The organism is Nocardiopsis oceanisediminis, from assembly GCF_048595525.1.
In the GTDB taxonomy this organism is placed as follows: Bacteria; Actinomycetota; Actinomycetes; order Streptosporangiales; family Streptosporangiaceae; genus Nocardiopsis_A; species Nocardiopsis_A oceanisediminis.
In genome coordinates this window covers 5581380-5601885 of sequence record NZ_JAFMZJ010000001.1, presented here as the reverse complement: position 1 = coordinate 5601885, position 20506 = coordinate 5581380, and the positions used below count along the sequence as shown (strand labels likewise).

General features: G+C 68.3%; 25 protein-coding genes. 3 read left to right on the top strand and 22 right to left on the bottom strand.

Annotation, left to right across the window (positions count from 1 at the left end):
• Positions 1-60: 60 nt before the first annotated feature.
• Entirely contained in the window at positions 61-597 is a 537-nt protein-coding gene (locus tag J0910_RS24420) for a hypothetical protein (protein ID WP_420160876.1), read from the bottom strand.
• Between the two features lie 4 nt (positions 598-601).
• Positions 602-1141, bottom strand: coding sequence for a hypothetical protein (locus tag J0910_RS24415; protein WP_420160875.1), 540 nt, complete (start codon positions 1139-1141; stop codon positions 602-604).
• Between the two features lie 102 nt (positions 1142-1243).
• Between J0910_RS24415 and J0910_RS24410 the strand changes: the two genes are divergently transcribed.
• From J0910_RS24410 to J0910_RS24400, 3 genes are all read left to right on the top strand, one after another.
• The gene (locus J0910_RS24410; RefSeq protein WP_420162077.1) at positions 1244-1465 is read left to right on the top strand and encodes a transposase family protein; all 222 of its coding nucleotides are present in this window, start codon (positions 1244-1246) and stop codon (positions 1463-1465) included.
• 154 nt (positions 1466-1619) lie between these two features.
• The gene (locus J0910_RS24405; protein ID WP_420160874.1) at positions 1620-1760 is read left to right on the top strand and encodes a hypothetical protein; all 141 of its coding nucleotides are present in this window, start codon (positions 1620-1622) and stop codon (positions 1758-1760) included.
• Positions 1761-1890: 130 nt separating this feature from the next.
• The gene (locus J0910_RS24400) at positions 1891-2088 is read left to right on the top strand and encodes a hypothetical protein (RefSeq protein ID WP_420160873.1); all 198 of its coding nucleotides are present in this window, start codon (positions 1891-1893) and stop codon (positions 2086-2088) included.
• Positions 2089-2159: 71 nt separating this feature from the next.
• Here J0910_RS24400 and J0910_RS24395 read toward each other — a convergent pair whose 3' ends face one another.
• The 20 genes from J0910_RS24395 to J0910_RS24300 all read right to left on the bottom strand — a co-directional run bounded on the left by J0910_RS24395 (position 2160) and on the right by J0910_RS24300 (position 20112).
• A complete protein-coding gene (locus tag J0910_RS24395; protein ID WP_420160872.1) occupies positions 2160-3014 on the bottom strand; it encodes an HTTM domain-containing protein in 855 nt (284 codons plus the stop codon).
• A complete protein-coding gene (locus tag J0910_RS24390) occupies positions 3011-3379 on the bottom strand; it encodes a hypothetical protein (protein ID WP_420160871.1) in 369 nt (122 codons plus the stop codon). The genes J0910_RS24395 and J0910_RS24390 overlap by 4 nt, the downstream gene beginning before the upstream one ends.
• A 50-nt stretch (positions 3380-3429) precedes the next feature.
• The gene (locus J0910_RS24385) at positions 3430-3672 is read right to left on the bottom strand and encodes a DUF7683 domain-containing protein (protein WP_420160870.1); all 243 of its coding nucleotides are present in this window, start codon (positions 3670-3672) and stop codon (positions 3430-3432) included.
• 218 nt (positions 3673-3890) lie between these two features.
• Complete coding sequence (locus J0910_RS24380; protein ID WP_420160869.1) at positions 3891-4835, bottom strand: FKBP-type peptidyl-prolyl cis-trans isomerase; 945 nt, start codon at positions 4833-4835, stop codon at positions 3891-3893.
• 22 nt (positions 4836-4857) lie between these two features.
• Entirely contained in the window at positions 4858-5334 is a 477-nt protein-coding gene (locus J0910_RS24375) for a hypothetical protein (protein ID WP_420160868.1), read from the bottom strand.
• Between the two features lie 2 nt (positions 5335-5336).
• Complete coding sequence (locus tag J0910_RS24370) at positions 5337-6542, bottom strand: ICP22 family protein (protein WP_420162076.1); 1206 nt, start codon at positions 6540-6542, stop codon at positions 5337-5339.
• 100 nt (positions 6543-6642) lie between these two features.
• Positions 6643-7083, bottom strand: a complete 441-nt coding sequence (locus tag J0910_RS24365) for an aggregation-promoting factor C-terminal-like domain-containing protein (RefSeq protein ID WP_420160867.1) — start codon at positions 7081-7083, stop codon at positions 6643-6645.
• 195 nt (positions 7084-7278) lie between these two features.
• Positions 7279-7806: a hypothetical protein gene (locus J0910_RS24360; RefSeq protein ID WP_420160866.1), complete on the bottom strand. Its 528-nt coding sequence runs from the start codon at positions 7804-7806 to the stop codon at positions 7279-7281.
• 10 nt (positions 7807-7816) lie between these two features.
• A complete protein-coding gene (locus tag J0910_RS24355) occupies positions 7817-8839 on the bottom strand; it encodes an OmpA family protein (protein WP_420160865.1) in 1023 nt (340 codons plus the stop codon).
• Between the two features lie 140 nt (positions 8840-8979).
• Positions 8980-10104, bottom strand: coding sequence for a VldE C-terminal domain-containing protein (locus J0910_RS24350; RefSeq protein ID WP_420160864.1), 1125 nt, complete (start codon positions 10102-10104; stop codon positions 8980-8982).
• 134 nt (positions 10105-10238) lie between these two features.
• A complete protein-coding gene (locus J0910_RS24345) occupies positions 10239-10529 on the bottom strand; it encodes a Flp family type IVb pilin (RefSeq protein ID WP_420160863.1) in 291 nt (96 codons plus the stop codon).
• Positions 10530-10712: 183 nt separating this feature from the next.
• On the bottom strand, positions 10713-11411 hold the full coding sequence (locus tag J0910_RS24340; protein WP_420160862.1) for a response regulator: 699 nt from the start codon (positions 11409-11411) through the stop codon (positions 10713-10715).
• Between the two features lie 79 nt (positions 11412-11490).
• Entirely contained in the window at positions 11491-12723 is a 1233-nt protein-coding gene (locus J0910_RS24335) for a sensor histidine kinase (RefSeq protein WP_420160861.1), read from the bottom strand.
• 7 nt (positions 12724-12730) lie between these two features.
• The gene (locus tag J0910_RS24330; RefSeq protein WP_420160860.1) at positions 12731-13639 is read right to left on the bottom strand and encodes a type II secretion system F family protein; all 909 of its coding nucleotides are present in this window, start codon (positions 13637-13639) and stop codon (positions 12731-12733) included.
• Positions 13640-13657: 18 nt separating this feature from the next.
• On the bottom strand, positions 13658-14587 hold the full coding sequence (locus J0910_RS24325) for a type II secretion system F family protein (protein ID WP_420160859.1): 930 nt from the start codon (positions 14585-14587) through the stop codon (positions 13658-13660).
• Positions 14584-15915 (bottom strand): TadA family conjugal transfer-associated ATPase, encoded by a 1332-nt coding sequence (locus J0910_RS24320; protein ID WP_420160858.1) that lies wholly within the window; start codon positions 15913-15915, stop codon positions 14584-14586. Before J0910_RS24320 ends, J0910_RS24325 begins: the two co-directional genes overlap by 4 nt.
• A 72-nt stretch (positions 15916-15987) precedes the next feature.
• A complete protein-coding gene (locus J0910_RS24315) occupies positions 15988-16380 on the bottom strand; it encodes a TadE/TadG family type IV pilus assembly protein (RefSeq protein ID WP_420160857.1) in 393 nt (130 codons plus the stop codon).
• Positions 16381-16485: 105 nt separating this feature from the next.
• Positions 16486-18162: a CpaE/TadZ family protein gene (locus tag J0910_RS24310; RefSeq protein ID WP_420160856.1), complete on the bottom strand. Its 1677-nt coding sequence runs from the start codon at positions 18160-18162 to the stop codon at positions 16486-16488.
• The gene (gene cpaB / locus J0910_RS24305) at positions 18162-18935 is read right to left on the bottom strand and encodes a Flp pilus assembly protein CpaB (protein WP_420160855.1); all 774 of its coding nucleotides are present in this window, start codon (positions 18933-18935) and stop codon (positions 18162-18164) included. Before cpaB ends, J0910_RS24310 begins: the two co-directional genes overlap by 1 nt.
• Before the next feature lie 73 nt (positions 18936-19008).
• The gene (locus J0910_RS24300) at positions 19009-20112 is read right to left on the bottom strand and encodes a hypothetical protein (RefSeq protein WP_420160854.1); all 1104 of its coding nucleotides are present in this window, start codon (positions 20110-20112) and stop codon (positions 19009-19011) included.
• Positions 20113-20506: the final 394 nt, after the last annotated feature.

The window sequence follows — 20506 nt, the reverse complement described above, 5'->3', positions numbered from 1 at the left end:
AGGAATGGAGAGGTAGGAGGAAGGCGGTGGTGCCGACCGGGGGAATCGATCGGCGCCCTGTCAGCGCCTTGGCCATAGGACGCTGTAGGCGTAAACGACAGCTATATCTTTTCCGTCAGGTTCACCCGGGCCTTTCTTTAGGCCATCCTTAGGAAAGACAACGGAAACTTTTCGCTGTACGCGTGGCTGCTGAGGGTTACTACCTTCACAGAGAACGCTTTCAGCGATCTCGGAGTCCTCTTCTCGGTAGTCGAAGACCTCGTCTTCCCCGTATCGAGGGGGGCCTTCATTAGGATAGACATCGAAGTTGTCCGCGGTGCAGATGATCTCGGCGCCGCCGCGTGTAGTGACGAATCGTAGCTCATAGTGAGGGCGATCATCCATCATCTCCCCTTTGATCTCCATGTCAGAAGCGTCGGCAGGGACGATGAGCCCGCTGAGTTCCTCGAAGCCGGTTTGGAGCTCGGAGGTGTCCCCTTCGATAGGGGAAGGAGAGGGGGAGGCTTTGGGCTCTTCCGGGGGGACCGAGGTCGGCCCGCAACCGGCCAAGAGCACGGCCGTGAAGCTGACCGTTAAGGCCGCAGCAGAGCGAAGCATCAGATCACCCTTCCACTGTCGGCAGGTCGGTCCCACCGCGCACCCAGAACTCCTGGGCTATGCCTGCCTGGTGCAGGAACGCGAGGTCAGAGTGTGTCACCTGGGCAATCTTGGACCTCCAGCCGCTGGTATCGAATAGTGGAGCGTCGTTACCTCGTTCCCAGCTGTACCACTTGTTCATGTGCACAGTGTTGTCCATCGAATACGTGTAATCACCGCCGGATTCATCTGGAGGGTAGACGGTGACCTCTCCCTCGAGCCAATAGTGGAAGCTGCCAAGGGCGGTGGCCCAGTCGGGGTTATCGTAGACGTAGGTTCGTCCGTTCACTGCATTCTCTGGGTACCCCCAACCGGTCTGGCCCGTCCTGATGGGATAGGTGGTGGGGCCGTCGATCCCACGCTCCTCTGCGTCAGCCAAGACTTTGTCAATGACTTTCTGCTGCGCCTTTTTCACTTCTTCTTGTAACTCGGGTATTTCATTCATGAATGCGTCCATGTCGAGGTCGACGGCTTCCCCTGAGCCGTTGACGAAGTGGTTCAGCATGTCGGCAGAGTGGGGTCGACAATTTGACCATTTCTCGTCCTTGTTACGCGTCCAGTCTGCTATCCCCGCCCCGCCGATCGCCGACCTTCCCGCTTGGCCTCAGTGACCGTCCCGCGCTCCCGGCGGGACCGCCGCCACTCGATCGGCACCGTCCTGGCTGTCGCGCTGTGCGCCCTGCTGTGCGGAGCCCGCTCGCTGCGCGCGATCGGCCAGTGGCCCAGGTCGCACCCCAGCACGCCCTGGCCCGCCTCGGTGCCCGGATCACCAACCCTGAACTGGGAACACACTCTGCTCCGAGCCCTTCGACCATCCGTCGAGCTCTGACCGCCTGCGCCCTGGGGGTCCTCACGTCCCTGGCCCGCCCGGAGGACATCGAGGTCTGCACCTGGACGGCAAGACGCTACACGGCATCGCCGACGCGCTGCACCCCCACCATGCCACCGCCCGCCTGATCGCCCGACATCTGCGCGCGGATTACGTGCTGACCGTCAAGGCCAACCAGCCCGCCCTGTTCGCCCAGGTCAAGCGCCTTTCCTGGGGGCAGGTGCCCACCGGGTGCACCATGGGGCACCGCGCTCATGGGCGGGTCGAGACCCGCACCGCCAAGGCCCTGTCGTAGGAGGCGGAAAGGTCGGTCGTGGCGATTGCGGCACACGCGATCATGACGCGGGTGGCGCCCAGTGTACGGACACCGACCTGGGAACCGGCGACCGGTGCAGGGTAAGGCAGCGGGGAGAGAAGAAGGCTCAATGGTGCTCGCCACAACCGACGGCGGTGGGTTCCTCAGTCCGGTGCCCTTGGAACTTGGCGATCTCCGGCTCCACCATGCAGAGCTTTGCCAGCAGAGCCTTGTCGATCTTGATCTCCGCGTGGTCGGCGTCGATGCCCGAGTAGTGGAAAGAGACAACGTCGCCCTCGACCGAGACCGCCTCGACCTTGACCGATGATCCCCGATCAGGCCGCGCCGGAGAGCGCTCCCGGGGCCGCTCAGGGCGGTGCAGAGAGCAGCGGGCGGGCCTCACGCCTCGGGGCGGCGCTCACCGGGGGAGAACTCCGGTTCCGGGCCCTCCGGTCCCCGGGCCCGGGCAGGTCTCCAGGAGGCGAAGAGCGGATAGGCCGACCAGGAGAGCAGCGCGAAGCAGAGCAGGGGCAGCGGGCGCGACATCGTCAGCAGGAACGTCGTGTGCAGGAGAACGCCGCCGAGGAACGCCCACCTGCGCGTGGTGCGGAACCAGAGGCCGGCGGCGAGGAAGAGCTCCAGGCAGACGGCTCCGACCGCCCCGGCCGTGAGGAGCAGGGAGGGGAACCGCTCCGGGGCGAAGGAGATCAGCGCGGCGTCGGTGCCGACACTCCGCACGAACACGTCCCCCGCGAAGAAGGAGGGATTGATCTTGGCGATGCCCGCGAAGGCGTACATCGTCGAGACCTGGGTCATCACGAGGAAGGCCGCGGCCCCGGGGACGCGCACGCCCCGGCCCGCCCGCAGCGAGCCCCCGCCGGAGGCGGCGAGGAACAACGCCAGAAGGGCGAGGAGGAGCAGGTGGTTGGAGTAGGTCCGTTCGTCCAGGAGCAGCGTGTACCAGGCGCAGAGGGAGACCAGGCCGGCCGATAGCGGGACCGCCGCACCGAAGAGCAGCAGGAAGCCGCCCGCGGCCCACAGCAGCACGACGAGCACCCACGGGATCTCGGGGAGCGGCAGGACCGGGAGCGCGAGCCGCTGGGCCTCCAGCTCTAGGAAGTAGGGGACGCTGAGGCCCGCCTTGGCGATCGCGGCGCAGGCGATCATGACACGGGTCGCGCCGAGGGCGCGGGCGCCGACCCGGGAGCCCGCGACCTGCGAGAGGAGGGCGGTGGGGGAGGGGAGCAGGCTCAACGGTGCTCACCGCAATCGACGGTGGTGGACTTCTCCGGCCGATGCACCCGGAACTCGGCGACCTCCGGCTCCACCGCGCAGAGCTTCGCCAGCAGGGCCTCGTCGATCTTGATCTCCGAGCGGTCGGCGTCGATGTCCGAATAGTGGAAGGAGGCCACGGCGCCGTCGACCGAGACCGCCTCGACCTCGGGATCCGGGCTCCCTCCCGAGTACATCTGCCAGCCGAAGCGGTTCGGCCGGTCCTCGGCGGTCAGCTGTACGGCGGCCGGCACGGCCAGCTGGACGGTGAGAGCGGCGGCGACGAGGACGGCGGTGCGGCGCCTGCGCCCGGTGGCGGCGGGAGCCGGGAGAGGAACGTCGGTCATGGGCTTTCGGTGGGGAGACGGTGAGGCTGGTGCATGCCCGCTCGGGGCCGTCACCTTTCAGCGGCGAACGCCTCGAGGGTGTGGTCGAGGTCGGGGCGGGGGCGGAACCCCGCGAGTCGGGCGGCTTCTTCGAGGGCATGACCTTCCAGGTCATAGACGTGGACCAGGTCTTCGTCGCCCTCGGTGTCGAGTAGACGGGCAAGTGAACGTACCGCCTCGCCGCTGATCGGAATGCTCCAGACCAGCCATTCGGTCTCGCGGTCGTAACCGCACACCTCGCGCCTCAGCGGCATGTCAGTCCTACCCGGTAGGGCTTGATCATGTGCGTTGGGCCGATAGGAGCCGCATTCTTCCCTGCGGTGAAAATGAACCGACCCATTTCTCTCTTTGTTCGCTGTGTTCATCTGTGATGCCGTACCGGTGGCCCCGTTCGACAATGCTGTATTCGTTGTTTCCGATGATCTGCTATCGCAGAATCACCGAATGATGCGGCCGCTCAGCGCTCCGAGGTTCAGTGCACCCCGAGCACGTCGATCACGTACACCAGGGTCTCGTCGGCGGAGATGCCCGCCGACTCCTTTCCCGCTTCGCCGAAGGCACTCTCCGGGGGCGCCACCACCAGGACACGGCTTCCCGCCTTCCGGCCGATCAAGGCCTCCTTCCAGGCGGGAACCACCTGGTCGACGGTCAGGGAGAAGTCCGTCGGCCGCCCGTCCCATTCCCCCCAGGTCGTGTCGAACACGCGACCGTTCGACCACTTCACCCCGGTGTACTGGACCACGATGCGGCTCGCATCGGTGACGCCATCACCCTTGCCCTCGACCAGCTCCTCCACCACCACCTCATCGGGCGCGCCCGTGTCTGGGACGCTGATGGAGGGGGCGCCCCGGTCCCCCATGCTCACCTGCGGCAGGTCAGGGTCGCCCACCTCTCGTGCCTTCCCCGTGACGGTCTGCCCGGACTCATAGCGGTCGAGGACGTCGATGACGTTCACCGTCCCGCCCGGCGCTCCCGAGTCTCCGCCTCCGCCGTTCTCGGCCTCCCCGCCTGGGGCCTGTTCCGGCGTGTACAGGACCACCCTGCTGCCGACCGGAACGCCGACCAAGGCGTCCGTGGCCCCATCGAACGAGGACGCGAACTCGGGCATGGACAGCAGCACCTCCGTGTCCAGGTCGTAGCTGGAGAAACTCGGCTCTGTGCCCGGATCCCCGCCCTCTTCCCAGGGGAAGGAGGCCATCTCCGCGACCAGCAGGTCGTTCACGCCGATCTTCGAGCCGCCACCCTCGATGAGCGTCTCGCTCAGGACGCCCTCGGGCCGCGTCCCTCCACCGCCCATCGACGGCGGTTCACCGATGGCCCCCTCGATCGCGGGCAGTTCGGCCGCGCCCGCCCCGCACCCGCCCACCGCCAGGGCGACCGGCAGCAGTACTCCGAGGACCGCGGTGTTCCGCTTCATTCGGTTCATCTGCTCTGTTCGGTCACCGAGGGAGGTCGTAAGAGTGCAGGTAAACGTCGGCGGTCTCCTCGTCCGGGTAGAGCACGATCCCCTCGTTCTGAACCCCGGTCTCCATGTCGATCGCCGAGCAGCCCCGGATCTCCTCGCCCGCGGCATCCAGGGCCTCGGCGGAGATACCGAACTGCTCGCGCTCCTCTTCGGACACCCCGTCGACGCGGGGAAGCCAGTTCCCGATCCCCTCGCACACTTCCTCGGCCTGCTCCGGGGTTCCGGAGAACTCGACGCTGTAGACGGGGCTGTCGAACTCGTCGTACTCGGCGGTGATCTCCGGGGCCTCGACCCCCTCGGGGAGCGCCACCCCCGAGTACTCGGTGTAGGCGTCCGGGGAGGTGTCGATCTCACCGGAGGGCTCCTCCTCGCCGCCGCCCGAGCATGCCCCTGCGAACAGGGTCAGCGCGAGCCCCGCTGCGAAGGCGCGGGCGCGGGAACGATGCCGCATCACTAGGGTCCCTCCGTGGTCGCGCTGTCCGAGGTGCCGTACATGGGGAACTCCTGGGCGACGCCGGCCCGGTGCATCTCGGCCAGCGTCTCGTCCGAGACGTAGACGCCGGGGATGATGCCCGTGCCCTTGCCGCCGTCCCAGTTGTACTGGTCGCGGAAGTTCACCTCGGTGGTCATGGTGTAGGTCCACTCACCGCCCTCTTCCTCCGGAGGGTGCACGGTGACCGATCCATTGAGGTTGTACTGCATGCCGCCCGTCGCGAGGTACCAGTTCTTATCATGTTCCTCGCCGATGTAGTGGCCGGTCCAGGCGGTGTTCACGGGGAAGGTGACGGGGCCGTCCGCGCCCTCCTGCCGGGCCTGCTCGATCGCCGCCGCGCCGAGCCCCCTCCGGGTCCCCTCCACCTCGTTCCGGAATCCGGGGAGGTCTTCGAGCATCTGGTCCACGTCCTGCTCCAGGGGTTCGCCGGAGTTCCCCATGAAGTGGAGCAGGTTGCGGGAGGCCTCGGGCCAGGCCCCGGCCATCGCGTGCGCGCCGGCTTCGGCGGCGGCCTTAGCTGCGTAATCGTCGACGGGCCAGCCGTCGGACCCGTGCTCTCCCGCGCCCTCATCGGCCGGCTGCCATGGCGGCGGCTCGGGGACATCGACCTGCTCACCGTCGACGGGGTCGCCCAGGCCGTCCGCAGGCGCCTCGCCGCCGGGCAGGTCCGGATCCGGTTTCTCGTTGTCGTCGCGTCGGCCACTGTCGCTCTCGCGCTGCCCGGTGGCGTCGCGTCCGGTGTCGCGGCGGTCGTGGTCGAGGTCGTTGGGGTCCTCCAACCCGGTCGGGGGGCCGTCGCCGCCGTGCGAGGCGTTGACCACGACACCTGTGCCGGGCCCTTCGTAGAGGGCCGGAGTCACCTGGAACGACCCGTCGTCGAGCTGGTTCTGCGTATCGACGGTTTCCGGCCCTTGGCCGCCGTTCTGCTGGTCGGGGGTATCGGGATCAGCGGTTTCCGGTCCGTCGCCGCCGGCCTGCTGCCCGCCCCCCTCCCCGTCCGAGGCGCAGTCCTCCTGACCGGGCATGATGCGGCAGAGGCCTTCGGCGTAGAGCACACGTACATCGGCCGGTAGGCCGAAGGCGAACACGGCGGTGATCACGGTCGCCGCGAGAAGCACCAGTGCGGCGTACTCGATCTTGAACCCGCCGTGCTCTGACCGCCACACCCGGTGCAATGGCCTCAACCTCTCTGATGACGGCAGACGGGGCACTGCCGACGGGCCGCGCCGCGGTGGGACGGTACGGCGCCGCTCCGAACGAAACCGCTTAGTACCAGTTGGTGCTGTAGCCGGGGTTCTTCGGATAGGGGTTCTGCCAGAAGGCCCACGCCTTGCAGGGGGTTCCGTAGCGGCCCTCGATGTAGTCGAGGCCCCATTCGATCTGCACTTCGGCGCTGCCCATGTACCCGGGCGGGAACGCGTGGGCGGAGGGGTGGAGCTGGGGGATGCCGGCGGCGCCGCCGCTCGGGTTCACCGCCTTGTGGTTCCAGTTGCTCTCATGGCTCCACAGGGTCTCCAGGCACTCCCACTCCCGGCCGGTGAAGCCGCGCTTGGCGGCGAGCTCCTTGCCGATGGCCTTGTTCTCCTCGTTGTCTCCCCCGCGGCCGCCGCTGGGGATGCTGAACGAGTACTCCTCGGGCTTCTTCGGCCGGTCGACCTCGGTCCAGGTCTTTCCGTCGCACTCAGGGCCTTCGACGAGACACACCATCTCGCGGACAAGGTCGTTGAACTTGCCCTGGGGGTCCGTCTGAAGGACGGCACTGATGATGGAGGCGGCCAGAATCGTGAGGCCGGCGACCTCGGCGAATTGGATTCCACCTCGGTCGTCGCCTCTGCGGGCACGGAGTCTGTGAAGGATGTCCCTGCGCATGGGGGGTACCTGTCAGTTCCCTGAGGGGTGGGGTTATTTCACTGGGATGTTCCGGGCGGGCTTGAAGCCCGGGACTTCAAGCGTGATCTCGGATACGTTTTTGGGAATCATGAAAGAGTTCCAGTAAGGAGAGGACTTCTGGTCCTCGACGGTCGTGATGAAGTCGACGGGCCTGTAGGTCCCTGCGCATATGCAGATCTCATTGTCGTCCCGAAGGGGGTGGTAGCGCATCTTCCCCTTCTCGTCGAGGGTCGTGATTCCACTCATTCCCTCCCCGACGTAGTCATAGACTTCATTTGAAACGTGCGAGGAAAGGAACTCTCCGTCTCGCGCTCGTATCGTCCAGACGACCTGGACGTAGGTGCTGTCCGGGGATCGCTTCGCTTCATGGACTTCAACGTAGGAGTCGCCGAGGGAAGAGCTTGATGCCTCTCCGGTTGCGAGAACAGGGAGTTCTTCTTCTGCATGGGAGGAAGAGCCGACCAGGAAAACGAAGGACAGGGCTGCTGCGAAGACCCCCGCTGCGCGACTCGTGCGACGTGTTAGCTTGGCCGCTTTCATGAGGTTTTCCTCACTTCTCGAAACTGACGGTGACGCGGCGGTTCTTCTTGCGTCCTTCTTCGCTGTCGTTCGTTGCGACCGGGTCGCTTGAGCCGTGTCCAGCGACATCGAAGGTCACGCCTTCGCGAGTAACGAGATCCTTCAGTTTTTCTTCGACCGATTTTGCTCGGTCTTCTGATAGAGGCTCATTGATGGAGTCGTCTCCGCTGTTATCGGTATATCCATCAATACTGATGGTGGTCGCGGAGCTGGCGTCGATCTCTTCTGCGACGTCCTTCAGGGCGTCGTTCGCCTTGCTTGTCAGCTTGGATTCATTGAGTTTGAAGAGCACGTCGGAAGAGAGCATGATCTTCGTCTCTGATCCGCTTTCTTCTCGAGAGGTTTCTTCGTCCAGTGCGTCGGCGAAGGACGTCAGCTCTCGAATGTCCGGCTCGTCTACAGGGGTCTTCGTTATTCCTTCGTCAGGGGACTCTGCATTGGTGAGAGGGACGTCGATGATGTCAGGAGTCACTGGTGTTGTTATCACCACTGAATCAATATCCTTCGGCGGTGCCGGATAGGCGACCCAGAAATCAATTGATTCGTCTTGCTCTATGTTTGACGTCCCCTCCCAGTCAGAGCAGAGGCAGTGATCCTCGCCTTTGTTGTTGAGGGGCATATAGCGCTTGCTGTTCATCGGATCAATGAGTGAGACGCCGTCTGCGGTGTAGTCGACACCACCGAAACGGTTTGCGTCTCTGAAAGCGTTAGAGACGGTTGCCGTCATCTCGCCGACGTTCGTGACGGTGACGTTGAGTACGACCATGTCCTCGCCGTGGCGTTCAAGAGACATGATGTCGAACTTCAGTTCGTCCTTGCTGGGGGTGGCACTCGTCAAGGAGGAGGCGATCGGAGCGCTCGCTTCGCTTTCTCCGGACCCCTTTCCCCCTCCTCCTTGATCGTCCTTTCCTCCATCTCCACCGGAGCCGCCCCCGTCCGACACGCAGGACGTGAGCAGGAGCGAGGCTGCCAGGAGGGAGACGGCAGACGCCATCCTGCGCTCCCTCAAGCGCTTAATCGTAGCTCTGCGCACTGAGTCCACCTTTCTGGTGAAATTGCGGGTGCCGCACCAGAGGTTAGCGAAGGAACGATGGCAGCGGTAGGCGGGATGCTTGCTGTGGGGGTGAGGCCTCGTCAGGAGTTGACCGAGACGTGGATATGGTCCAAGTGGTTGACGGTGTTGCCGCCGCGCTCCGGAACCCACCGCTTGACCTGGTCCCACGGACCGACGGGGTCTCGGCTCGGATTCCAGATGTAGTGGTCCCACATGATGTAGTAGATGTCGAGTTCTTCGTGGTTGTCGATCATCCACTGTGCGGCCTGGTCGGAGCCCTTCTTCAGGTCCGGGCTGGGGAGCGCGCCGTTGGCGGAGACCATGTAGTCGCAGGCGCGGCCGCGAGGGTGCTCGCCGCCGTCCTCCTGGGAGCGGTAGCAGCCGACGCCGTACTTCTCGAAGACGACGCCCCACTCGTCCATGATCGCCTCGTGCGTCTCGCACATCTGGCGGGTGATGTTCTGCCCGCCGACCGCGGTGCAGGGGTACCGGCCGCTGCCGGGCCCACCGGAGAGCTCGCTGTAGATCCACTGGCCTTCCCGGTCGACCAGCTTGACATCGGTGATCGCCTTGGCCTGCGCATAGGTCCACATTCGGCGGAACTCCCCGCCGTCGGCCGGCCGACAGGCGATGTAGCTGCCGATCTCCATGCCGAAAATGTCGAAGATGGGGACCGACTTGCACTCGGGGATCTTGACCTGGGCGATCGCCGAGGCGTTCCCAGTGGTCACCGGGATGGTCTCGTCGCGCTTCTCGGCCTCCTCGAGCTCCTCCTTGTCGGGGCAGTCGCGCTTGTTCCAGCCGACGCTCTCGTCCCCCTGGAGTTCGCGCTGGCAGGAGTTCCCCCGGACTTCGACCCGGACGAAATTGCCGAGTCGGCCCTGGTCGTTGTCACTGGCCCGGACATCGGTGAGCTTGGCGTCGTTCTTCTTCGCGTACTCCTCCGCAGCAGCTTTGCCGCTGCTCGCCCGCCAGCTGACCCCCCAGGGAAGGCTGCCGTCGGCGATGGTCTGCGCCACCCGGTGCTGGATGTCGCCGGCCGCGGCGAGCGCGGCCGCGTCCGCGGCGGACTGCGTTGAAGTGCGCATGTCGTTGGCCTCACCCAGTCGCAAGAAGAGCATCGCCAGGGCGAGGAGGGAAAACACCAAGCCGACGATCAGGTACAGGCTGGCCTGTCCCTGATCGCCGGCGAAACGCGACGTCACTATGAGTTTCATCTGTGTGTACTCATGAGCTTCACTAGGGGGTAGAAGGGAGGGGCGGAGTTCCAGACCCCGCCCCTTTAAACGAGAACTCCCGAAGGGAGGACGCCAGGACCCACTGAGAGGTGGGGAACCCCTTACTCCTCCTTCTTCTCCTCGTCCTTCTTCTCCTCGTCGTCTTCCTTGTTGTCGCCGCCGCCCTCGAACTCGACGCCGGTGTCCTTGGAGATGGAGTCGAAGCCGGACTCGAACATCGCCTTGACCCTGTCGTCGATGCCGAAGCCGAAAACGGCGCCGACGATGGCGGCGATGAGCAGGACGATCGCGCCGTACTCGATGAAGCCGGCACCGCGGTCCTTCTTGTTCTCGCGGCGCTTCGCGATGAAGTCAGAGGTCTTGGTGCGGAGGGAGACCAGGGGGTTCGTCATTTCTACTCCTTCAGCGTTCCGCCGGCTTATCCGGTGGGCTCCTGCCCTTGCGACGTTCATCAATTTATGGGGGCGGGCATCCGGGCGCCTAGGGCCCGGGGGCCCAACTTCGCGAGGGGGCGGGTCCCAAGAATTCCTTGGGCCTGTGACCGGGCGATCCGTGGGCGGGAGGCCGGTCCGGGGTCAGTCGGCCGCCGCCTTCTGCTGGGGCGGGACGCCGTTCCAGCGGGCGATCGCCTCCGCCCGGCTGGCCACGCCGAGCTTGCGGAAGATGCGGTTGATGTGGTTCTTCACGGTCTTCTCGGTGAGGAAGAGCTCCTCGGCGATGGCCCTGTTGGCCAGGCCTCGGGCGACGGCGGCGAGGATCTCGCCCTCGCGCTGGGTCAGGCCCAGGCCGGCGGGGTCCCCCGCCTCGGTGGGCTTCTCGGGGGCCGAGCGCATCGCGTTCAGGGCGACGGTGGCGGCGATGGGGGAGAGCGGGGTGCCCGTCCCCTCCGCGACGTCGTGCAGCGCGCGGTACAGCTCCTCGGCGCTGAAGTTCCCGTGCACCAGGTAGCCGGAGGCGCCGCGGCGCAGGGCCGTGCTGACGACCTCGGCGTCCTCGGTGTGGGTGAGCATGATGACCTTGGAGAACCGGGTGAGCTCCTCGATGGTGCTCACCCCGTCCCGGACCGGCATGCGCACGTCGAGCAGGACGATGTCGGGCCGGTGCCGCTCCGCCTCGACGAGGGCCTGGGCGCCGTCGCCGGCCTCGGCGACGACCTCGATGTCGTCCGAGACCTCCAGGAGCGCGACCAGCCCGGCCCGGACGATCACGTTGTCGTCGACGGCCAGGACGGTGATGGGGGATGCCGGTGCCCGGTCGGGGGAGTCGAGCGTCACGGTGTTGCTCCTGAGCAGAGGGTGGACATGTGTCTCTCAGATGTCCGTTCGCGGCTTTCGGTTCCGTATGGGGTCTTCTTCACGATTTCTCCGGGGTCGGGGCGGGCGGGGACGCCGACATGACGGGGACCGTGACGCGCAGTACGGCCCCTTCGCCGGGGACGGAGGAGAGGTCGAGGGAGCCGCCGGCCCGCTCGGCCCGCTCGGCCATGCCCAGCAGGCCGTAGTGGCCGTTTCCGCCGCGCTCGGCGCGCATCACCTCCTCGTGCGGGACGGCGAAGCCGTCGCCGTCGTCCGCGACGGATAGGGTGCACCGCCCCTCGTGCACGGCCAGTGAGACCGAGACGGTCCGGGCCCCGGAGTGCCGCTCGACGTTGGTCAGCGCCTCCTTGAGCACGGCGATGCACTCCCGCCGCGCGGTGACCGCGGGCTCAGGGGACTCCTCCGGGAGGTCGGTCGCGGCGGCGATCCCGCTCTGCTCCGACCAGTCCCGCACGGCCCGCTCCACGAGCTCGGTGAAGGGCGAGCCGGCGTCCTGGTCGCGCAGGTCGGCGATGAGGTCCCGGGCCTCGGTGGAGGCGGTGTCCGCCGCGTCGGCGATCTGCGCGGCGATGCCCGCGGCCCGCTCGGGGTCCTTCTTCAGCCAGAGCGGGAGCGCCTGGGCGGCCATCGCGGCCCCGCGCAGCGTCTTGGCCACCGAGTCGTGCATGTCCCGGGCCAGGCGGTCGCGCTCCTCGGCCGCGGCGGCGGCCAGCTCGGCCTGCTTGCGGGCCTCCTGCTCCTCCGCCAGCTCGGCGAGGACCCCGCGCACCTTCGACCCGGTGTAGGCCGCGATCGGGTAGAGCGCCGGGTGGACCAGGAGGGCCTGGAAGCTCATCACCTCCACCGGGGCGTCCCGCCCGTGGGTGAGGGCGTACAGGAGCACGGCCAGCGTGTAGCAGAGGATCTGGAGCAGGACCACCAGGGTCGCCCCGCGCACCCCGTACAGGATGCCGCAGACGGCCGCGGTGATGACGGTGATGACGAAGACCGGGCCGGAGGGGCCCTCGATCACCAGCACCGAGGAGGTCAGGCAGACGTCCAGGGTGATCAGCAGCGGGTGCTCGCGGAAGTAGGGGACGAACCGCTCCCAGTACCGCGCGGCCAGGCCGGAGAGCAGCGCGAAGGAGAGGATGAGCAGGAAGGTGGGGGGCGTGAGCCGCTCTTCGGGGATGAGCAGCAGCGCGAACGCGGCCAGCAGCATCCGCAGCTGCAGCAGCAGCCGGACCAGCGATGCCAGCCGGGGGAGTGTCGCGTGCGCGGAGCCGCTCATCGGTGCCTCACCCGCCGAAGAAGCTGAGGTCGATGTCGAGGCCGAGGAACATGCCGCCGCCGATCACCAGGAGCAGGCCGGGCAGCATGGTGGCGGCGGTGATGCCGGTGACCCGCGGCGCGATCTTCTGCGCCTTGCGCCGCAGGAACTGGGCGTCGTCCCGGCGGATGTCGTTGCTGATGGTCATCAGCGCGTCCGCGAGCGGTGCGCCGAGCTCCTCGGCCTGCTGCAGCGCGGTGACGAACCGGCCCAGCGACTCGTTGCTGTTCCGCTTGCGCAGCGCCTTGAAGGCGTCCTTGCGGGGGGTGCCCAGGTCCATCTGGCGCAGGGCGAACCGGAACTCGTCGGCGAGCAGGCCGGGCATGGAGTCGGCGACCCGGGAGAGCGCCTGCCGGAACGACAGGCCCGCGCCCACGGTGACCGCCAGCACGTCGAGGAAGTCCGGCAGCTGCTTCTGGATCTGCTCCTGGCGCTTGTTCCGCTCGGAGATGAGGGTCAGCTCGGTCATGAAGGTGAAGCCCAGCGCCAGGAAGGCGAAGAGCATCCGGCCCTGGAGCAGCATGACGATGGCGAGGCCGCCGTAGAGCATGACCTCGCCGGCCTTGCGGCTCAGGTACCGGTCGACGGTGAGCGCCTCGGGGCGGCCCGCCGCGTCGATCCGGGTCTGCAGGCTCTGGATGTGCTCCGGCTTGAGCCGCTCCCTGATCATGGGCAGCAGCGGCGAGCCGAGCCGCTGGGTGATCCGGTGCAGGATGAAGATCTGGTCCTCGTCCCCGCTGCTCTTCGGGGCCTCGGCGGTGAGATCGGCGGCGACCTGCGCCTTCGCGGTGAGAAGGTGCAGGCCCCACACGAGCAGGCCGACGCACATGGCGGCGGCCAGGCCGAGCAGGAGGATGACCGGTAGCGAGAGGGACATCGGGAGGGGACTCCAGCCTCAGAAGTCGATCTTGGTCATGCGCAGCACCGCCAGGAAGCCGATGGTGAACAGGGCGAGTGCGACGAGGATGATGATGAAGCCGACGGTGCTCTCCGTCATGTTCTGGATGGAGCCCGGCATCAGCGCGTTGACCAGGAAGAACGATCCGATGCCCATGGCGAGCAGGGCGTAGGCGGTGGCGGTGCTCTCACCGAGGATCGTCTTCACCTCGCGCCGGGTCTCCTTCCGGCTGTCCAGGGTGTCGGAGATGTTGCGCAACGCGGTGACCAGGGCGCCGCCGGAGCGGGACGCGACCAGCAGGGTGCTGATCAGCACCCCGATCTCCCGGGAGGGCATCCGGTCCCGGAGGTCGGCGACGGCCTCCTCGAACGGCTGGCCCAGCTGCATGGCGCGGGCGGTGATGCGCAGCTCGGAGCCGGCCGGGTCGTCCAGCTCCTCGGCGGCCATGTCGATCGCGGTGGGCAGCGCCAGGCCGGCCTGGGTCGCGTTGGACAGCACCCGGGCGAGCTCGGGGAGCTGCGCGGTGAACGCCTCCTTGCGCCGCTCCTCCTGGCGCTTGAGGTAGCCGAAGATGGCCGCGACCACGCCCACCGCGGCCAGGATGCCGAAGATCGGCGCCAGCGCGCGCCACAGGAAGACGACCGCGACCACGCAGGCCACCGCCACGATCATCATGAAGACCGAGATCTTCATCTTCAGCCCGGCGGCCCGGAGCCGCTGCTCGATCTTGGTGCCGATGTCGGTCGGGCGGATCAGCGCGTCCAGCCGGGCCAGCGGGGAGTTGGCCCGCCGCTCGACCTCGTCCAGGGCGCTGCGGGAGGCCAGGTCCCGCCGGGCGAGGGCGCCCACGGCCCATTCGCGGAACCCCCACACCCCGACCGCGAGGGTCAGCGCGGCGAGGATGAGGGACAGGGTGTCGAGACTCACGGGGCGGCTCCCAGGGGAGTACGGGTCGGGGCGCCGGTGAAGACGGGAGGGACGGTCTCACCGGCGTTGGTGACGCGCTGGGCGATGTGGTCGAGCAGCGGGAAGCGGTGGAACTCCCCGTGCACGCGGCCGTCCGGGCCGAGCGGCTGCGCCTCGAAGCGGAGCACCGGGGAGAGCTTGAACGCCTCGCGCCGGGACGAGGTGACCACGCCGATCTCGCCGACGCGGCGGGAGCCGTCGGCGTAGCGGGACAGGTGGACGATGACGTCCACCGCCGCGTTGATCTGGTCCTGGATCGCCTCGAAGGGGATCTTGACCTCGCTCATCGAGGCCAGGGTGAGCAGCCGGTAGACGGCGTCGTCGGCGGAGTTGGCGTGCACGGTGGCCAGCGAACCGTCGTGGCCGGTGTTCATCGCCTGCAGCATGTCGAGGGTCTCCGCGCCGCGGACCTCGCCGATGATGATCCGGTCGGGGCGCATCCGCAGCGAGTTGCGGACCAGGTCGCGGATGGTGATCTGGCCGGCGCCCTCCATGTTCGGCGGGCGGGACTCCAGCCGGATCACGTGGTCCTGCTGGAGCTGGAGCTCGGCGGAGTCCTCGATGGTGATGATCCGCTCGCTGTTGGGGGCGAACGCGGAGAGCGCGTTGAGGAAGGTCGTCTTCCCGCTGCCGGTACCGCCGGCGATGATGACGTTGAACCGGGCCCGGACGAACGCCGCGAGCAGCGCGGCCGTGTTCTCGTCGAGGCTGCCCTTGGCGGCGAGCTGCTTGATGGTGAACGGCTTGGGGAAGCGCCGGATGGTGATGGTGGGCCCGGTGAGCGCCAGCGGCGGGATGATCACGTTCACCCGCTCGCCGCTGGGCAGCCGCGCGTCCACCATCGGGCTGGACTCGTCCACCCGCCGGTTCACCTGGGAGACGATCCGGTCGATCGTCTGCATCAGCTGGTTCTCGCTGGCGAAGGTGGTGCTGATCTTCTCCACCCGCCCGGCGCGCTCCACGTAGATGTCGTTCGGGCCGTTCACCATGATCTCGGTGACGCTGTCGTCGGCCAGCAGGGGCTCCAGCACGCCCAGCCCCAGCGCCTCGTCGACGACCCTGCGGATCAGGGCGCTCCGCTCCCGGTCGGAGAGGACCGGGCCCTCGCGGGAGAGGAGGTGGCCGACCACCTTCTCCAGGCGGATGCGGCGCTGCTGCATGCTGAGCTTGGCGAGGTCGTCCAGGTTGACCTCGGACAGCAGCCGCTGGCGCCAGTGCGAGACGCTGTTGCGGTCGGTGGTCTCCCGGCTCTCCTGGGAGTTCTCGTAGAGGCGGTTGCGCAGGCCCATGTGGTGGTGACTCCATCAAGCTGCGGGTGGGCGGGCGGCCGCACCGGACGGGCGTACGGGATCAGGGGACGGTCACAGGTCGGGCATGTGCACCCGCCGGGTCAGCTGGAAGTCCAGGTCGGCCGCCGGGTACATGAACGGCGGCGACGCCGAGGCCTGCACGTAGTACGAGCCGTCGCTGAAGCCGCTGGTGATCTCGGCCTGCTCCAGCCAGCCGGGGAGCGCGTCCCGGGCGGCCTCGGTGCCGGCCTCGGCCCCCTGGGTGGAGGCGACCCGGGCCCCGGTGCGGGCGGCGTTGCCGAGCCGCTCCAGGGCGAGGAAGCCGGCGAAGAACTCCATCACCATCACGCAGATCAGCAGCAGCAGGGGGAAGTAGGCCGCGAACTCGATGAACTGCGATCCCCGGTCGCCCCTGCGGCCGCGTGAGCGGGCGGAGTGGGGGGACCCCGCACGGGAGCGTGCCATGGCGGTGTGCCTTTCTCGCTGTGGTCCTCATCGGGGGTCAGGGGGCCTCGGGGAGCCCCCTTGCCGGGCCGCCGCGGTCTCCGGCGCCTGGTCGGTCGGTCGCTGTCACTTCTCGTAGACGATCCGGGCCTGCCCGGTCACGTCCCAGGGGGAGGTCGTGTTCGGCAGGACGACCGGCATGGCGAGGGTCGCCTTGGCGTAGGAGGAGCCGTCCGGGCGGTGCTCGATGTCGACGTGGAAGGTGTCGGTGCTGTCCCAGGGGGCGCTGACCCGCTTGGAGGCCTCGCCGGTGATCTTGCCGAGGTCGTTCGGGGTCACCGCGGCCTGCCGCGCCGCCTCGTTGGCGGCGTGCCCCGCGTACATGCTGGTGATGCCGAACAGCAGGACCTGCCAGACCGCCAGGGCGGCGAGCAGGAGCAGCGGGGTGACCGCGGCGAACTCGATGAACTGGGCGCCCTTGTCCGAGGAGGCCTTCTTCTTCCCCTTCTTCTCCTTCTTCGGGGCCGCGGCCTTGTCGCCCCGGCCGAAGAGGCCCTTCTTCTGCTTCTTCGGGGGGAGCGCCGGAACGGCGGGGTCGGCCCCGGGGGCCGGCGGGGAGAACCGGGCCAGGTCCGGCTCGGGCGGCGGGGCCAGCACCCCCAGCTCGCCGGCGACCTTGCTGTACGGCTTGAGCAGGTTCTCGTCGGTGATGCGGCGGGGGTCCCCGGTGTTGGAGGCCTCCTCCAGGCTGCGGAAGAGCGACGGGATCGGGTTCTGCAGCATGGACACGCCCAGCAGCTTGCGGGCGAAGTCCGGCTGGATCTCGTTCTTCTTGCTGTGCCGCGTCAGCAGCGTCTGGACGTCCTTCTTCTCCCGTACCTGGAGCCGCTCCCACATGGCGATCAGCCGCTGCGCGGCGCGCAGCGCCGGCAGGTCCGGGGTGACCGTGACCACGGAGGTGTGCGCCAGCTCGCAGGCCATCGCGGTGGCCTCGTTCATGTGCGAGCCGCAGTCGACGATGACCAGCTCGTAGCGGGAGCTCAGGCTGGCCAGGATCTGCCGCGCGGCGAGCTCGGTCACCTCCTCGCCGCGCTCCCCCTCGCGGGGGGCGAGCAGGATGTGCATCCCCTCCGGGTGCACGTACAGCGTCTCGGAGAGCATGGAGGCGCTGATGCTGTCCGCGGCCTGGACCAGGTCGACGATGCTGCGCCGGTGGTTCAGGTCGAGGTAGCCGGGGATGTCGCCCTTCTGCAGGTCCAGGTCGACCAGGCAGATCGAGCGGCCGGCCTGCGCGGCGGCGCGGGCCAGCTGCACCGCCAGGGTGGTGGTGCCGATGCCGCCCTTGGCGCCGGTGAAGGTGAGGATGGAGCCGCGCCGCCCCGAGGCCGGCACGTTCGCGCTGGCCTCCTCGAAGTGGCGGCGGAGCGTCTGGGACCACTCCGCGGCCTGGGTGACCCGGGTGTCCAGGTCGCCGATGGTGCTGTCGTGCGGCAGCACCCCGCGGGCGCCCGCCTCCATGGCGCGGCTGAACACCTCGGGGTCGGGCTCGTCCACCATGAGCAGGACGGCCAGCTGCGGGTGGTTGCGGGTCACGTCGCGGATGAGCTCCACCGCGGGCAGCGGCCCCAGGTCCTCGTGCAGGATCAGCACGTCGAGGTCGGGGATGGACCGCAGCGTCTCGCTGAGCTCGGCGTAGGCCCGGTGGACGCTGACGATCTCGCATCCGCTCAGCTCGTCGAAGCGGACCATCAGCGACGTCTCGAGGTCGGCGGTGGGCACGCCGATCATGATCTTGTGGCTCATCACTGGCCCTGACCGTCGGCGCCGTCCTGGCCCTGGTCGCCGCCCTGGCCGCCGGAGTCCTGCTCCAGCTTGGCCTGGTCGCTGCTGCAGAACTGGATGTCCCCGGGGTCGCCGGAGCCCTCCGGGCTGATCAGGCCGAGCCGCAGCGAACCGGAGAACGCCTCGGCGTAGGTGAGCTGCAGCGTGTCCTGCGGGTTGAGCCGGAAGGTGACCGGGACCACCGCGGAGGTGGTGCCCGACTCGTCGGTGCTCTGGCCGACCTGGCCGACCTCCAGCACCTCCACGTCGGTCAGCACCCGGGTGGCGCAGCTGTCGGTGTCGCCGTCGGAGGGGAAGGTGGCGTAGATGTCCACCCGGGACTGGCGGCTCACCTTGCCGGCCACGCCGGTCTCGGCGTTCACCATGATCGCGATCTCCCGCTCGCCGGCCTCCAGCTCGGGGGCCGGGATCACCATGCTCTGCTGCAGCAGGGAGCCCTCGCTGATGTAGGTCGAGGAGACCGGCTGCCGGCCGGGCTGGTCGAGGACCTCCTCCAGGTTGGAGATGAAGATGTCCTCGTCGAAGAAGCGGGCCGGGACCTGGTGCTCCTCGACCATCTCCTCGGTGATCGGCTGGTAGGGCGCGACGTCCTCGGTGAGGCGCAGCGTGGTGCGGTAGGTGCCGAGTTCGCGGTTGACGCTGTTCACGTAGGAGACCACGGTCAGGAAGACCGCGACGGCGCCGATCCCGGCGACGATCATCAGCAGCAGGCCGCGTCGCTGACGGGGGTTCATACGCTTCCGTTCCTAGGGAGAGGGGTTCGAGGGGCGGGAGTCCTCTGGGCCGATCGGAGCCGCGGTGCAGGGCTCAGCGACCGACGGGCCCGTCGGGAGGGGCGTGCGGAGGGGACGGCGGCGCCTCCTGCGGGGCGGCGGCCACCGACTGGGGGGCGCGGCCCCGCCGGGGCCCGGTGCCGGAGCGTCCGGCGCCGTCCGCGGCCGCGCCGGAGGGCGGGGTCTGGTTCCGCGCGCCGACCCAGGCCGGCCGGATGTGCTCACCGGTGCTCTTGGTCGGGGGCGCGGGGACGTCGGTGCCGCGGGTCGGCGGCCTCCCGGCGATGGGCTGGTTGACGTTGCCGCAGTACGGGCAGTGCAGGCCTTCGACCAGCTCCCGGCACCACGCGCAGGTGCCGGGCCGGATGGCGCGGGGGGCGCCGGGCAGGGCCTGGGGGTGGGCGCTGAAGACGACGAACTCGATGTACTTGCGCATCCCCCAGTACTTCGAGCCGAGCGGCTGCTCGGGAAGGGCGCTCAGCGACACCGCGCGCAGGGCGGGGGTCAGCTGCTCGTTGAACTCGTCCAGGCTGAGGCCGTCCGGGCGGGCCACCAGGACCTGGACCGGGTCCAGCGGGCGGCCGGGCAGGTTGGGCCGAGGGTCGCGCTTCTTCACCCGGCCCACCCGCTGCGCGGGGGCGTTGAACGCCAGGAAGGTGGTGCGGGGCAGGAAGGAGCCCAGGTGCTGCTTGAAGGTGATGGGGATGGTGGACAGGCTGTTGACCCGCTTCATCCAGGCGCCCGCCAGGATCTGCCGCGGGAGCTCGGAGGTGAGCGCGGCGGTGACCCCGGAGGGCAGGTAGGGGGCCAGGTAGGAGAGCTGGTCGGCGACCAGGGAGAGCGCCAGCGGGGAGATGTTCATCGGGACGGCGCCGATGTGGTCGGTCAGCAGGGCCCCCCGGGCGAAGGCGATCGCCCGCTCGGCGCGCCCGGAGTTCCACGAGGCGTAGAGGGCCAGGACCTTCTTCCCCTCGTCCAGGCGGCCGCGGCAGAAGTCGATGAACGCGTCGGCCTGCTCGCCATGGTCCGCACCGGACAGCGGGAAGCGCTCGGCCTGGAACTTGCCGAGCAGCCCGCTGCTGGGGTAGTCGCCGAGGAGGGCGACGGCGGAGGCGGTCCTGGAGGGGCCAGTGGTCACTTCTGCGAGCTCCCGGAATCAGACGGAGGATTTAGGGGATTAAGGGCACCGAAAGCGCTCAATGTGAGAAACCGTGGTGGTACAGCCTACTGCTCTGCGGCGGTCCACAGTGAGGACGATCCTTTCCTGTGGACGGGGTGCGGCCGCGCGGCGGGCGCCCCCTCCACGGTGTCCTGTATCACTGCGGGGCGCAAGGCGGCAGAGATGCGGACAGAGCGGATTCACGCTGAAGAGACGCCGACGGGCCGGAAACGGTTCCGGTCGCCCCGGGATTCATTCGGATGCAGAAGAAAACGGTTTTCGGCCCTGGTCGCGGTCGGTGCGGGCCGGGAGATGGCCGAAGTCGGCCACTTCCCCGGTCCCGCCGGTCCGCCGGGGCGCCCCCTGATCGGGC

Excerpts from the sequence above, each read along its gene's own strand:
- J0910_RS24420 (WP_420160876.1), bottom strand. The coding sequence starts at position 597 with ATGCTTCGCTCTGCTGCGGCCTTAACGGTCAGCTTCACGGCCGTGCTC.
- J0910_RS24415 (WP_420160875.1), bottom strand. The coding sequence starts at position 1,141 with ATGCTGAACCACTTCGTCAACGGCTCAGGGGAAGCCGTCGACCTCGAC.
- J0910_RS24400 (WP_420160873.1), top strand. The coding sequence starts at position 1,891 with ATGGTGCTCGCCACAACCGACGGCGGTGGGTTCCTCAGTCCGGTGCCC.
- J0910_RS24390 (WP_420160871.1), bottom strand. The coding sequence starts at position 3,379 with ATGACCGACGTTCCTCTCCCGGCTCCCGCCGCCACCGGGCGCAGGCGC.
- J0910_RS24385 (WP_420160870.1), bottom strand. The coding sequence starts at position 3,672 with ATGCCGCTGAGGCGCGAGGTGTGCGGTTACGACCGCGAGACCGAATGG.
- J0910_RS24380 (WP_420160869.1), bottom strand. The coding sequence starts at position 4,835 with ATGAAGCGGAACACCGCGGTCCTCGGAGTACTGCTGCCGGTCGCCCTG.
- J0910_RS24375 (WP_420160868.1), bottom strand. The coding sequence starts at position 5,334 with ATGCGGCATCGTTCCCGCGCCCGCGCCTTCGCAGCGGGGCTCGCGCTG.
- J0910_RS24365 (WP_420160867.1), bottom strand. The coding sequence starts at position 7,083 with ATGGTGTGTCTCGTCGAAGGCCCTGAGTGCGACGGAAAGACCTGGACC.
- J0910_RS24360 (WP_420160866.1), bottom strand. The coding sequence starts at position 7,806 with ATGAAAGCGGCCAAGCTAACACGTCGCACGAGTCGCGCAGCGGGGGTC.
- J0910_RS24355 (WP_420160865.1), bottom strand. The coding sequence starts at position 8,839 with ATGGCGTCTGCCGTCTCCCTCCTGGCAGCCTCGCTCCTGCTCACGTCC.
- J0910_RS24345 (WP_420160863.1), bottom strand. The coding sequence starts at position 10,529 with ATGACGAACCCCCTGGTCTCCCTCCGCACCAAGACCTCTGACTTCATC.
- J0910_RS24335 (WP_420160861.1), bottom strand. The coding sequence starts at position 12,723 with ATGAGCGGCTCCGCGCACGCGACACTCCCCCGGCTGGCATCGCTGGTC.
- J0910_RS24330 (WP_420160860.1), bottom strand. The coding sequence starts at position 13,639 with ATGTCCCTCTCGCTACCGGTCATCCTCCTGCTCGGCCTGGCCGCCGCC.
- J0910_RS24320 (WP_420160858.1), bottom strand. The coding sequence starts at position 15,915 with ATGGGCCTGCGCAACCGCCTCTACGAGAACTCCCAGGAGAGCCGGGAG.
- J0910_RS24315 (WP_420160857.1), bottom strand. The coding sequence starts at position 16,380 with ATGGCACGCTCCCGTGCGGGGTCCCCCCACTCCGCCCGCTCACGCGGC.
- J0910_RS24310 (WP_420160856.1), bottom strand. The coding sequence starts at position 18,162 with ATGAGCCACAAGATCATGATCGGCGTGCCCACCGCCGACCTCGAGACG.
- cpaB (WP_420160855.1), bottom strand. The coding sequence starts at position 18,935 with ATGAACCCCCGTCAGCGACGCGGCCTGCTGCTGATGATCGTCGCCGGG.